Here is a 13,049-nt window from a genome sequence, read left to right on the forward strand (position 1 = left end):
GAGAGAGAACTTCTGTAGATAGTAATGTCTATAGGAGTTTTTTTTGTTTTACAAAAAATGGAACACTGTGTAGGATTCGGGGAAGATTACATATTTCGGTATTCTCTGGGGGTACAGCTGCACTGTTCTTTGAATATTCGGTTGAAAGTCTGTTGATTGTGGTAGCCGCACTCCATAGCAATAGTGGTAATGTTCATGTTGGAATTCAGAAGAAGATACCGGGCATGATTCATACGAAGTGCATTTACATATGAAGAAAAACTCACTTTTAAAACATTGGAAAAGATTCTGGAAAGCGCATATTTTCCAATGCCGAAATGTACAGCAACATCCGAGAGAGAAATGTCCTCACAAAAGTGTTCCGCGATGTAGGCAATAATACTGCAGACAATGTCCTGAGGAGGCAGTTCCTGATATTCCGTAAGCTGAAGAAGAGGAAATAGACGGCATAATATTAAGGAAAGAAAAGAGGAAATCAGGGCGCTGTCTTTTTCGGCTGCTGTTAAGGTAAACAGTCTTTTTTCTGCAAAGAGAATATCCGGATGAAGTTCTTCAGCAGCAAGTACCGGATTTGATGGAAACATGGAGAGTAGAAGCTTTTTATGCAAAGGAAGCAGGTCGAGATAACTGTTAATAATATTTAACTGTGTGTTTCCTTTTGCAGAAAGCGTATGATAGCTGTGGGGAACATTGGGAAAAATCATAGCCAGGGAACCCTCCGGGATAACATATTTTTCCCTGCCAATTTGCATTTCCAGCGAGCCTTTCATGACATGTACAAGTTCAATATAGCTATGTACATGTAAGGGATATTGTAAAGAGTTGAATTCTTCTACAGCAAAAAAATAGTCTTCTTTATTTTCGTAAAACATATGGAAACCTCTGCAATAAATGTGTGGTATTTCTTTTGTATTATGAATCATTATAAGTGAGTATCTGATATAATGTCAAATAGCAAAAGAAGAAAAATAGTATGTGTGAAAAGTGGTATAGAAAAATAAAGGAGAGGGATTATTATGAATAAAAATGCATGTGCCCAAACACCGCCCATGGGCTGGAACAGCTGGGACTGTTATGGGGCGTCTGTGACGGAGCAGGAGTTAAGGCAAAATATTGATTACATGGCAGAACATCTGAAGTCCCATGGTTGGGAATATATTGTCTGTGACATTCAGTGGTACGAGCCTACCGCTAATTCCAGCCATTACCATAAATTTGCGGATTTATGTATGGATGAGTATGGCAGGCTTTGTCCGGCGCCTAATCGTTTTCCATCTGCCGCAGATGGCAGCGGCTTTACAAAGATTGCGGCCTATGCCCATGAAAAAGGATTAAAATTCGGAATTCATATTATGCGGGGAATTCCCCGTCAGGCAGTGTCTCAGAATGTAAAAATAAAAAACAGCATATATACGGCCAGAGAAGCAGCGCATCCGTCCTCTATCTGTTGTTGGAATACAGATATGTACGGGCTGGATGCCACAAAGCCGGGAGCACAGGACTATTATGATTCTATTTTGGAATTGTATGCGTCCTGGGGTGTGGATTTGATTAAGGTAGATGATATTTGCGTAAAATATGGGCAGATAAATAATGAGAGTACTCTGGCTTACGGGGGTGATGAAATCCAGCTTTTAAGACATGCCATTGATAAATGCGGACGTCCGGTAGTGCTTAGCTTATCTCCGGGTCCGGCTATGGTGGAGCAGGCAGAGCATTTGCGGAAAAATGCCAATATGTGGCGGATTACCAACGATTTGTGGGATAGTTGGGAAAATATTATGGAAATGTTTGCCCGTTGTCATCAGTGGAGCCCTTATGTGTCGGAAGGCTGTTATCCCGATTGTGATATGCTGCCGGTAGGGCATATTTCCATTCGGGGCTGTGAGCATGGACTGGGAGAGAGACAGAGCCGTCTGAGCAGGGCAGAACAGCGAACTATGTTTACGCTGTGGTGTATATTCCGTTCTCCTATGATGCTTGGCTGTGAACTTACTGATATGGATGAATGGACAAAATCACTGGTTACCAATGATGATGTTTTGGGGCTTCTGAAGAAAAGCAGAAATGCCCGTCAGATTTTGCGTACCTATGATTTGATTGTCTGGAAAGCAGAGGATAACGAGAACAATTCTTATATAGCATTTTTCAATATTACCAATTGGAAAGAGACATTCCGTATTAGTCTGGAACAGTTGGAACTGGAAGGCCGGTATTGTGTATACGATATGTGGAGACAGGCAGAGTGCGGAGACTGTGAGGGCAGTCTGAGTGTATCTCTGGATTCTCACGATGCGGTACTGTACAGGCTGAATTAGAAACCAAGGGGCTGTCGTATGAAGTGGATATCGAGGATATTTATACATTTTGAACACAAAATGTATAAATATCCTGATTGCCGTTTCCTGTGGCAGTCTCTTTGGTTTTCTATCAAACCGTATCTATTAAATCACATCCGCTTACGATTTTACTCCAAAGATTTTCTCTCAGTTCTACTTTAGTGTCATGTGGATATTTCACATCTGCCGTCCAGTAGGGAAGGCGTGTCTGTTCCAGTTCTTCCAGCCGGTCCAAATCTCCATTTACATAAGAGGAGACTCTTCTTGCCGTGCTTTCCAAGCGGGTTTTTACACCGGACAGTTTGATGTCCATGAGTTCGTAGCCGAAAGGTTTGGCATCTGCCATCCACAGTTTTTCACGAAGCAGGTGCATATGTTGGAGATTCTCCAGAATATTGGGGATAACTTCCGTACAGATTTTCTGTAGTGTGGATAAGTTCTTTGTATCGTAAGCCTTTTTTAGATGTATTCCAAGGTCGGCTTTTTGGGAAAGCACCTGAGCAAAGGATTCATAAAAACGGAAGAAATCTGCATATTTTGAGGAGGTTTCCTGGCATTTCGCAAGTTTATCGGCCAAATTTCCATAGTACGTTTGCGTATCCATTCCTTGAATATGATAATCAAACATACCAAGCATAGGGTCCTGGTAAAGCAGGTACTTGGAAGGATTGTCCGCAGAAAGGTTTTTGCCTGTTCCCTGGAAAAGTGCATCAAAATTATCCAGAAGATAAAAGTCTTCCAAACGTGCATCGATACAGTCAGTAAAGAGTTGGGAGACTTCTTCTTCAGAAGGATTTTCCTGGAAGCAAAGGGCGGCGAACAGGATAAGCCCCGGATAAATGGCGGCAATAGGAGTCTCCGCACCGTTGTCCATCCAGCCTGTAGCGAAAACTTCCGAAATACCCTGGCTTTGACATTCCTGCAAAGCACTGCGTGTACACTGAAATGCTTTTCCGTAATTGGGGGCAATACCGTTCCAGTTCCAGATACCGCCTGCAAAAATGGTTCGTGAAGAAAGTTCTTTATGTACGCGCAGCATATTCCGGTAGACATTTCTGTCCAAATTATAGTAATCCCAGTAAACAAGTCCAAGGCCGTCATCTGGTTTTGTCCAGGAGGAAGTGTCTGTGTTTTCGTCCACGTCATAATAGCCTTTTCCATTATTGGAAGTGATGTACATATCACTCCACATCATTGGTTTCCAACCCAGTCTGCGGCAGATTTCCAGTACACGCTGGCTGTGTTCACGGATAAGAAGAGAACTTTCTCTATAACCGTTTTCCCGCAGATAATTGCCAAGACCCAGCATAAGGGCTTCATCCATACCAATGTGAATGTTTCTGGAAGAAAAACAGTCTTTTAAAGAGCACAGAAGTTGTTCCAGAAAGGCGTAAACTTTTTCTGAACCAACCATGAGGATATCTGCGTTGTCTTTTAAATCCTGTCCCATAGGCCATTTTAATGCATTTCTCAGATGAGCCAGAGTCTGAATGCAAGGAACCAGTTCGATGCCGAAATTTTGGGCATAAGCATCCAGCTGGCGCAGTTCTTCCTGAGAGTAGCGGCCGCGGTAAGTGCCAAAGTAAGGAAGGCCCGGTACCTCATAAGTGTCTTCTGTATATAACAGTAATTGATTCATTCCAGCTTTAGCTAAAATGCGGATAAGTTTTTTTACCGTTTCCGGAGTAGAAACTGCATTTCGGGAACAATCCAGCATAAATCCGTTCTTCTCAAAGAATGGTGTTTCCTGACGTTCAAAATCTTCTCTGCTGTGGTGAAGAAGATAATTCAGTTCCCGAAAGTAATGAGCTGCCTCACGGCAGACGATTCTGCAGTTATTTCCAGTTTTGGAAACCATCAGTGTATTGACCGAAGAATCTACCGTTACGGAAACCTGAAGTTTTTCACAGAGGCTTGCCAAATCGGCATACTCTTCCAATAAAAGATTGGTTCCTTCATCTAAAAGGGATACAGTTTTGCTGTCAGCATCATAAGAAAAATACATAATTTTGTTCTCCTTTATAAGTTAAATTTGTTGATGCGCATGAAAGAACTTTTTCTGCTGTGTGTAATAGTAAAGAATAAACAGCACTGCGGTCAGTCCCCAGGAAATGGGGTAGCACAGCAGAATGTTGGAAACACCCGGTCTGTGAGGAACTACGAAGAATATCCAGATAATACGCAGGATACATACACCACCGCAGGTCATCAGCATAGGAACCAGAACATTTCCAATACCTCTTAGTGTACTGGAAAGGATTTCTATAAAAATAAAGAGTACATAAGAAGGCGCAATAATATGAATAATTTTCATACCGATTTTTAAAACTTCCGGGTCCGTAGTAAAAAGCCGCAGAAGATATTCCCCAAAGAATAAAAGCAGAGCGCTTACCAGGATGGATGCCAGAAAATCCATAAATAAACAGATTTTGACACTTTTTTTCATACGGTCGTATTTTTGCGCGCCGTAGTTTTGTCCGATAAAGGTGGTAATAGACACGCTGAAAGCACCGGAAATCATCCAGTAAATAGCATCAATTTTGCCAAAGGCAGTATAGGCCGCCATGGTGCTGGTGCCGAGGTCATTCAGGGAGGTTTGTATAATCATATTGGCAAGATTGTACATAACAGACTGAATACCGGCGGGAAGACCTATGGTTATAATAGAAACCAGCAAAAACTTGTGAAAGCGGATTTCCTTTGGATGCAGGCAGTACATATCCGTGGACTTCAGCAAAGCCCAGATGACCAGTACAGCGCTAACTGCCTGGGAGACTACTGTGGCAATGGCAGCGCCTGCAACCCCCATATTGAAACCAACGACTAGAAGAACATCCAGAAAGATGTTGATAAAGCAACATGCAATCAGAAAATAAAGCGGTCTTGTGGAATCCCCTACAGCCCGGAGAATAGCGGAGCCTACGTTATAAATAAACACAAAAATAATGCCGCCAAAGTAAATCCGAAGATAGGTGGCAGAGTCAGCCATAACGTCTGCAGGTGTTTTCATAATTTTTAGCATGGAAGGTGTGAAAAGAATTCCTGCTATAGTAATCAAAATACCGCCTGCAACGGACAGGGCTGCCGCCGTATGAAGGGTGTCGTTCAAGTCCTTTTTATTTTTGGCACCATAGTAACGGGCGATGATAACAGTTGCGCCGGAGGAGAGCCCCACAAAGAAGCCCACAATCAGATTTACCATCTGTCCGGTAGAGCCGCCTACGGCAGCAAGGGCTCTGGTTCCCACGAATCGCCCCACCACTACTGCGTCCGCTGTGTTGTAAAGCTGCTGAAACAGCGTTCCCAGCATAATTGGAAAAAAGAAAAACAGCAGCTGCTTCCAGATGACACCTTCTGTAATCTGGTTAACCGCCTTTTCTTTTGTGCTCATAAAATTCCCCCTTGTTATTTGTAAAATAGCAGACACATAAGTATATATATCACAGCTTTAGCAAAATGTCGATATTGAAAAGTTATAATAATTTTACTATTTTTTGGTGAGGTTTATGGTATGATAAGGTTAAAGAAAAAGCGGGAAGCAAACGAGGAGGTAGATATTTATGGAAATAAGGATTCGTGTAGCAAATCCAGCGGGAAATATTACAATCTTTGTTATGGACAGGGTAAAAACAGAAGCCTATTCCGCAATAGCCGGACAGTTGCTGAAGCGGGAAGAACTGCACGCAGAGCAGGTGGGATTTGTGGAAACAAAAGAAGGGCAGGGGATGCATATGCAGATGATGGGGGGAGAATTCTGTGGAAATGCAACGAGGAGCTTCGGCTACCTGCTTAGTATGCTTTCGAAAGACAAGCCAAAGGAAGTTATGGTGGATGTCAGCGGTTCGGAGAAAGTTTTGAAAGCAGAGGTTGATTTGGAAGAAGGCACCAGCCGGGTGGAAATGCCGGTTCCTTTGGAGATAAAGGAGATTCATCTGGGGGAAGAGGGTGTTTACCCCGTTGTAGTATTTGAGGGAATTTGCCATATGATTGTGGAGTCAGAACCAAGAGACCAGGAGTTTGTGAACCGACTGATGAAAAAGGCAGAACAGATTTGTCCCTGTGATGCTTATGGGGTAATGTTTTTGCAGGGAAAAAATATGGTGCCGGTAGTGTATGTGAAGGAAACGGATTCCATGGTATGGGAAAGCAGCTGTGGAAGCGGAAGCATGGGGGCTGCCGTTTATCTTTCCCAGGCAAAGGAAAATGGATGGTATAGCTGTGAACTGCATCAGCCCGGAGGTGTGATTGAGGTTTCTGTCTGCAGAGAACAGGGAAAGGTTACGGCATGTAAAATGGGCGGTCCGGTTACAATTTCAGAGGAAATGAAAGTAGAAGTGAACATATAGAAAGGTTGAATAAGTTATGGAATGCGGAAGGCTGAGACATCCATATATTGCAGTTATGAAGGAGGGAAGATTATCCTACGGCGGAAATCAGCAGTGGAGCAGGAAGAAAGCCGTGCAGAAATACGGCTGCGGAGTGATTGCAGGGACGGATTTACTGCTGTACTTGAGTTTACATAAGGAGTATTGTAAGGGAAAAGAATTTAAGAATTGGGAAAAGGAAAATGGGATTTTAGAGGCAGAAGAATATATGGAACTGGCAGAAACCATGAGGCGTCACTATTTCCCCGTAATTCCCGGACTGGGAATGCCGGGGTGGCTGCTGTCAGGGGGTGTTAATCGGTATTTTCGTGCAAACCGAATTCCGTTGAAAGTTTCTTTCGGGGTATTGGGAAGAAATTTCAGAAATAGAATCGGCGCCATGCTGGCCCATGATATTCCGGTAATTCTGGCTGTGGGTCCTAATTTTCCTCTGCCTTTAAAGAAGCATAAACTGACGTTTTATGAGAAAAAGGGCAGCGCTTATGAGGAAAGCTGCAGCGTGGCAGCGCATTTTGTGGCTGTTACGGCTCTGGACGGGCCTTGGATGCAGATATCCTCCTGGGGAAAAATGTATTATATTAATTTGTGCGAGTATCAGGAATATGTGCGCAGACACAGTCTGTTTCTTATCAGCAATATTTTTTATATTCGGAAAAGGAAACGGATTTCTGTATAAGAAAAGTTTCAGAAAAGAAACAGCGGATGTTTCTGAGTATACAGAAAAATCCGCTGTGTGTTACAGACAGAAAGATTCTTTTACAATCTGGGCAAGCATTCTCTGGCCGGTTTCCGTCAGATGGATACCGTCTGTGGTAATGGCCTCAAATCCCATTTCCCGGATTTTGGCGTTCATTGGTTCCTGAAGGGGAATGAAGAAAGCCCCGTAATTGCGAGCCAGCTTTTTGATGTTTTTGGACATTTTTTTCTGCCAGGGAACCCAGTCCTCATATTTTCCATCTTTTGGGAAAATAAAGGGCTCCAAAATAATTACTTTGGCATTGGTTTCTCTGGATAAATCAAAAAGCATTTCGTGGTAAGCGCGAATGCTGTCTTCCAGCATATAAAGCTTGTCCTGTTCGGAAGCCTCTGCACCAACAATGAACCCGATGTCATTAATGCCCACCAGAATACTGACATAGTCCGGGTGCAGAGAGATACACTCTCCATGAAGGGTCTGGGCAATATGCTCAGTGACATAGCCCTCTACACCTCTGTTGATAATCGTCCAGTCCTGATTTTGGTCTTTTAATGTTTCTGAAAATATATTCACATAACCAAAGCCAAGCTGATTGGAGGATTCCTTTCTGCCGGCATCGGTAATACTATCACCTAAAAATACAATAAGTCCCATAGCCTGTACTCCTTAATCCATACAATGGATATAGATTTATTTTGCGGCGGGAAATCTGCTGTGTAGATTTTGCCGTTTATATAATACATTTTAACTGAAAATCCTCGGCATTGCAAACGATAATTTTGTGGAGTCTGGACAAATAGTAAATTTGGTACTTATTTTGCTTTACAAATCCAAAAAGCAGAGGTATAATCGGAATCAACTTCAAAGCAATTATCTTATTTTCAAGTCAGCGGTTCCGCTGAGATTTCCAAACAAAGTTACAATTTTATACAGGAGAAGGGGTGGTTTTATGTCTGTACAGTCGTGCCTTGTTTTAGTGATTGCGGGTACAGCGGTTCTCATGGATTTTCTGATGGAAAAGGTGATCAACAGTTTTATTTGCCTGGGTCTGCTGGCGGGATTCGTGACGTGCCTGCAGGAGGAGGGAATCCGGGGAATTCCCGTATATGCGGCTGGGGTTTTGATTCCCTGTGTTCTGCTTTTGCCTTTGTTTTATTTTCGTATGCTGGGGGCGGGAGATATTAAGGTATTCGCTGTACTGGGAGGTCTGACAGGCAGCCATGGGATTTTATCCATCATGTTTGGCTCATTTCTTTTAGGGGCTGTTTTATCTTTGGCATTTTTGATTTCCTGCGGGAATCTAAAAGAACGCATCTCTTATTTTTTTCACTACTTTTATAAGTATTTTGTAACCCATCAGGTACAGTCTTATATTCAAAAAGGACAGAAGGCGGAGAATTTTCATTTTACCGTTCCCATTCTTTTGAGTGTTATGCTTTATGCGGGAGGTTTCTATTGAAGAAAAATGTAATAGCAGTATGTGACAGCGATGCAGAATATGCCTGTAATTTTGCAGAATATTTAAACAGCAGGAAAAAACTGCCCTTTCAGGCAGAGGCGTTTACCAATGCAGGGACGCTTTGTGATTATGCAGGGAAAAATCCACCGGAAATTTTATTGATTGCAGAAGCTGATGTGGATAGCCAGGTAGAAAAACTGGGGACAGAAAACATGATTGTGTTGTCTGATGAAAAGGACAAAGAAGAGGGTCAGCATAAGTTTGTGTACAAATATCAGTCTGCGGAAAGCGTGATTCAGGAAGTTATGAATTACTATACCCGAAATTCAGCGCCGGCGTTTTATGCTATGTCAGAGCGCAGAATGTCTGTTATAGGGGTGTATTCGCCGGTGTCCAGATGTGGAAAGACCCTGTTTGCCCTTACTGTGGGGCAGATTTTAGGCGAGAGAAAATCAGTTTTATACGTGAATATGGAGGACTATTCTGGATTTGACCAGTTGTTTTCAGGGCATACGGGAAAGAATCTTACGGACTTTTTCTATGAACTGCGCTGCAAGGAGGGGAAGATGCTGCATTGCATGCAGGAGTTGATTCGGCCTATGGGAAAAATGGATTATCTGCCGCCTGCGGAGTCACCGGAGGATGTAAGAGATATTTTATTTTCGGAGTGGCTGCAGCTTTTTGATTTGATTCGCAAAAACAGCAGATATGAAGTTCTGATTCTGGACATCGGCAGCTGTACAGACCAGCTCTTTCGTATTCTGAACCTGTGCAGCCATGTCTATATGCCTGTTCAGGAGGATCTTATGGCACGGTGCAAACTTGCCCAGTTTCAGAAGCTGGTAAAAAGCTGGGGCGCCATAGAGGAAGAGCGAATCCGGGAAATTCGTCTTCCGGCATTTCAGCCGGAATGTACAGATGGAAATCTGATAGAGTCCCTTTCCTGGGGAAAGTGGGGAACTTGTGTGAGAAAGGTGTTGGAAAAGAATGGAGAGTTTAAGACAGCAGGGAAAACCTGAGTATTTTCAGGACCTCAGGAATAGGCTGCTGCAGCAGCTGGAAGAAAACTGGGAGGATTCGGATACAGAGGTGTTGGAACTCATCGATGAATTGATGGCTGGTTATTGTAAAACGGTGTATATGTCCATTTCCCAGAGACAGAGTCTTAGGAAAGAGCTGTTTCAATCTGTGAGAAAAATGGATATTTTGGAGGAACTTCTGGAGGACGACAGTATTACCGAAATTATGGTAAATGGTTGGAATCGGGTTTATATTGAGCGGGGAGGACGTATTTTTCCCTGGAACAAAAGTTTTTCTTCTCCGGAAAAGCTGGAGGATGTAATTCAGCAGATGGCAGCCCGGTGCAACAGGGTGATAAATACCATGCAGCCCATTGTGGATGCAAGACTGAAAAACGGAGAGCGGGTCAATGCAGTCATTGCTCCGGTGGCCCTAGATGGACCGGTGCTGACTATTCGCCGTTTTCCAAAAGATCCTATTACCATGGAAAAGCTGATTGAGATGGACAGCCTGAGCCGGGATGCAGCGCAGTTTTTGGAGAAACTGGTGCAGGCGGGGTACACCATTCTAATCGGCGGAGGCACGGGGTCAGGAAAAACTACTTTTTTAAATGCCTTGTCTGAGTACATCCCCAAAGACGAAAGAGTGATTACCATTGAGGACAATGCAGAACTGCAGATTCAGGGAATTGCAAATCTGGTGCGTCTGGAATGCAGACAGGCTAATATTGAGAAATCTCAGGAGATTACCATTGGGGACTTGCTGAAAACGTGTCTGCGCATGAGGCCCAGCCGGATTATTGTGGGGGAGGTACGTTCCAAAGAGGCAGCGGAACTTCTGCAGGTGGTGAATGTGGGAAACGACGGAAGTTTATCTACGATTCATGCAAATAGCTGCAAGGATATGATAAGTCGCCTGGAAACCATGGTATTGATGGGGATGGAACTTCCCATTCCGGTTATCCGGCGGCAGATTGTTTCGGGCTTTGATATTTTCGTTCATCTGGGAAGGATGAAGGATAAAAGCAGGAAGGTTCAGGAAATCTCTGAAATTGACAGAATTGAGGCAGGTGAGGTGATTTTAAATCCGTTGTATGTAAGAACTTCTGGTCTGGAGAAGACAGGGGAGATGATACACAGGGAAAAATGCAGGAAGGCAGGAATTATGTTATGAAGAAAAACAGAAAAAAACGGGAAAAGACAGATTATCAGACATATCACTTATCCTGGCAGCAATGGATACAGTATACAGCAGAATCGGTGGCTTTGTGCGCAGGAATTAACTATTTATTTTATAAAAGTCCGGCTGTGTTTTTGTTTATGCTGCCTGTTCCGGTGTGGTATATCCGTCAGAGAAGGCGGCAGCAGATCATTCTTCGGAAAAGACGTTTGCAGAATCAGTTTAAAGATGCGCTGAATGCCATTCAGGTCGGGATTGCTTCCGGCTATTCTCTGGAAAACACGGTCCGGGAGGCAAGAAAAGATTTAGAGCGGATATACAGTAAAGAGGCAGAAATGACACAGGAATTTGCCTACATGGAAAGTCAGATAAGACATGGCGTATCCTTGGAAGAGCTCCTGTATGATTTGGGACTTCGCAGCGGTGTGGAGGATATTATGAATTTTTCGGATGTATTGATACAGTCTAAGAAAATGGGAGGAAATATGCGGATTGTCCTGCAAAACTGTATTACTTCCATAGAGGAAAGATTGGAAGTGAAAAAGGAGATACAGGCGGTGCTGTCTTCCCGGAAGATGGAGCAGAAAATTATGAGTGTGATTCCACTTGGGATTATTCTTTATATGCAGCTTACTTCACCGGGATTTTTAGATGTGCTGTATGGAAACGAAATGGGAATCTGCATTATGACGGCTTGTCTGGCTTTGTATCTTGCGGCATTTCAATGGGGAGTGAGGTTGACGGAAATTGAAGTTTAAACTGTCCGGGAAAAAAGAATGGTATCTGGCAGTACTTATCATTGTGGTGGGAAATCTTCTGGGCATGGGTATGGCAGCGGTGGAAAAGAGGTCTGCAAAAACAGATTACCTTGAAAGAAATCCGTATGGAGAAGGGGCTTACGAGGAAACGCTGCAGGTGGAACTGGAAGACAAGCAGGAAGAAATTCAGATTTATGTGGAAGAACAGAAATATACAGAAGCAGACAAAAAACGATATCTGAAAGAAGCAGAAAAAGAACTGAACACCTGGTTTCAAAGGGTATGCGGGGATAAGGGCGAGATTAGACAGTCTCTTTCCTTTCCGGATAAGCTGGAACAAAATCCCGTGACTTTGTCGTGGAGTACCAGTCAGCCTCAGATTCTGGACTGGGAAGGAGTACTGGGAACAGGAGTTGCCCCTAAGGGAGAGATGGTGGATTTAATGTGTACCATAACATTGGAAGAGGAAATGAAAATTTGGCAGAAAGAGGTACGGGTATATCCCCCAAGACGGACAGAAAAAGAAGCGCTTCAGGAGGAAATCCAGGTACGGGCAGAGAAATTAAGCGAGGAAAACTCGAAAAAAATGTATTTGCCAGAAACTTATCAGGGAGAAGCGGTACATTACCGCAGGACAGCAGGAAATACAGGATATCTGGTATGCGTTCTTTCTGTTCTTTTAGGATTTGGCATATTTCCGTTGAAAAAGGAGAGAGAAAGACAGAAGGAAGAACTGAGAAAAAAAGAAATGCAGAGAGATTATCCGGATGTACTGGACAAACTGGTGCTGTTCTTACAGGCAGGATTCAGCATTCGGAAAGCAATGGAGAAGCTGGCCATTGACTATCAGAGAAACCGACAGAAATATCATATGAAAGAGAGGGCTGCTTATGAAGAAATTGTAAAAACGTGCAGAGAAATGGAAGGGGGTGTTTACGAGGCAGATGCTTACGAAAGGATGGGGAAACGGTGTAAAATTTCCCAGTACAAAATTCTTTCTGTGCTTCTGGTACAAAATTTAAGAAAGGGGAATCAGAACATTTTGGAATTATTGGAAAGAGAGGCGGCATCTGCAGGTGAAGAACGCAAGAGAGAAGCCAGAGTCAGGGGAGAAGAGGCTTCCGTAAAACTTTTGCTTCCCATGATAATGCAGTTAATGGTGGTATTGGTTATTTTAATGGTTCCGGCATTTTTGAGCTTTTTGTAGGGAGG

The 13,049-nt window shown here is 43.3% G+C and carries 12 protein-coding genes; 8 read left to right on the forward strand and 4 right to left on the reverse strand.

Features of this window, described 5'->3' with window-relative positions; all coding sequences use genetic code 11:
- Positions 1-86 precede the first annotated feature (86 nt).
- Positions 87-872 (reverse strand): helix-turn-helix transcriptional regulator, encoded by a 786-nt coding sequence (locus tag WKT17_RS11380; RefSeq protein WP_173750182.1) that lies wholly within the window; start codon positions 870-872, stop codon positions 87-89.
- Between the two features lie 144 nt (positions 873-1,016).
- Here WKT17_RS11380 and WKT17_RS11385 point away from each other — a divergent pair, with 144 nt between their 5' ends.
- Complete coding sequence (locus tag WKT17_RS11385; protein ID WP_173750183.1) at positions 1,017-2,318, forward strand: glycoside hydrolase family 27 protein; 1,302 nt, start codon at positions 1,017-1,019, stop codon at positions 2,316-2,318.
- 112 nt (positions 2,319-2,430) lie between these two features.
- Here WKT17_RS11385 and WKT17_RS11390 read toward each other — a convergent pair whose 3' ends face one another.
- Together WKT17_RS11390 and WKT17_RS11395 are read right to left on the reverse strand one after the other, a co-directional pair.
- Positions 2,431-4,344: a beta-N-acetylhexosaminidase gene (locus WKT17_RS11390; protein WP_173750184.1), complete on the reverse strand. Its 1,914-nt coding sequence runs from the start codon at positions 4,342-4,344 to the stop codon at positions 2,431-2,433.
- A gap of 21 nt (positions 4,345-4,365) precedes the next feature.
- Entirely contained in the window at positions 4,366-5,730 is a 1,365-nt protein-coding gene (locus WKT17_RS11395; RefSeq protein ID WP_173750185.1) for an MATE family efflux transporter, read from the reverse strand.
- A gap of 169 nt (positions 5,731-5,899) precedes the next feature.
- On the opposite strand from WKT17_RS11395, the gene WKT17_RS11400 reads away from it, so the two are divergent.
- Both WKT17_RS11400 and WKT17_RS11405 read left to right on the forward strand, forming a co-directional pair.
- Positions 5,900-6,685 (forward strand): hypothetical protein, encoded by a 786-nt coding sequence (locus WKT17_RS11400; RefSeq protein ID WP_173750186.1) that lies wholly within the window; start codon positions 5,900-5,902, stop codon positions 6,683-6,685.
- 16 nt (positions 6,686-6,701) lie between these two features.
- Positions 6,702-7,400: a hypothetical protein gene (locus WKT17_RS11405; protein WP_173750187.1), complete on the forward strand. Its 699-nt coding sequence runs from the start codon at positions 6,702-6,704 to the stop codon at positions 7,398-7,400.
- A 60-nt stretch (positions 7,401-7,460) separates the two neighbouring features.
- Here the strand turns inward: WKT17_RS11405 and WKT17_RS11410 are convergent, their stop codons facing one another.
- Positions 7,461-8,075, reverse strand: coding sequence for a GDSL-type esterase/lipase family protein (locus WKT17_RS11410; RefSeq protein ID WP_173750188.1), 615 nt, complete (start codon positions 8,073-8,075; stop codon positions 7,461-7,463).
- 295 nt (positions 8,076-8,370) lie between these two features.
- On the opposite strand from WKT17_RS11410, the gene WKT17_RS11415 reads away from it, so the two are divergent.
- From WKT17_RS11415 to WKT17_RS11435, 5 genes are read left to right on the forward strand one after another with little or no spacing between them, the layout of a single operon-like run.
- Positions 8,371-8,880: a prepilin peptidase gene (locus WKT17_RS11415; protein WP_291682316.1), complete on the forward strand. Its 510-nt coding sequence runs from the start codon at positions 8,371-8,373 to the stop codon at positions 8,878-8,880.
- Positions 8,877-9,899, forward strand: coding sequence for a hypothetical protein (locus tag WKT17_RS11420; protein ID WP_173750190.1), 1,023 nt, complete (start codon positions 8,877-8,879; stop codon positions 9,897-9,899). Before WKT17_RS11415 ends, WKT17_RS11420 begins: the two co-directional genes overlap by 4 nt.
- Positions 9,868-11,073: a CpaF family protein gene (locus WKT17_RS11425; protein WP_340272890.1), complete on the forward strand. Its 1,206-nt coding sequence runs from the start codon at positions 9,868-9,870 to the stop codon at positions 11,071-11,073. Before WKT17_RS11420 ends, WKT17_RS11425 begins: the two co-directional genes overlap by 32 nt.
- Positions 11,070-11,837, forward strand: a complete 768-nt coding sequence (locus WKT17_RS11430) for a type II secretion system F family protein (protein WP_291682322.1) — start codon at positions 11,070-11,072, stop codon at positions 11,835-11,837. The genes WKT17_RS11425 and WKT17_RS11430 overlap by 4 nt, the downstream gene beginning before the upstream one ends.
- The gene (locus tag WKT17_RS11435; protein ID WP_340272893.1) at positions 11,827-13,044 is read left to right on the forward strand and encodes a type II secretion system F family protein; all 1,218 of its coding nucleotides are present in this window, start codon (positions 11,827-11,829) and stop codon (positions 13,042-13,044) included. The genes WKT17_RS11430 and WKT17_RS11435 overlap by 11 nt, the downstream gene beginning before the upstream one ends.
- Positions 13,045-13,049: the final 5 nt, after the last annotated feature.

The sequence above is a fragment of the Blautia sp. HCN-20427 genome, assembly GCF_037890365.1.
Taxonomy (GTDB): domain Bacteria; phylum Bacillota; class Clostridia; order Lachnospirales; family Lachnospiraceae; genus Blautia.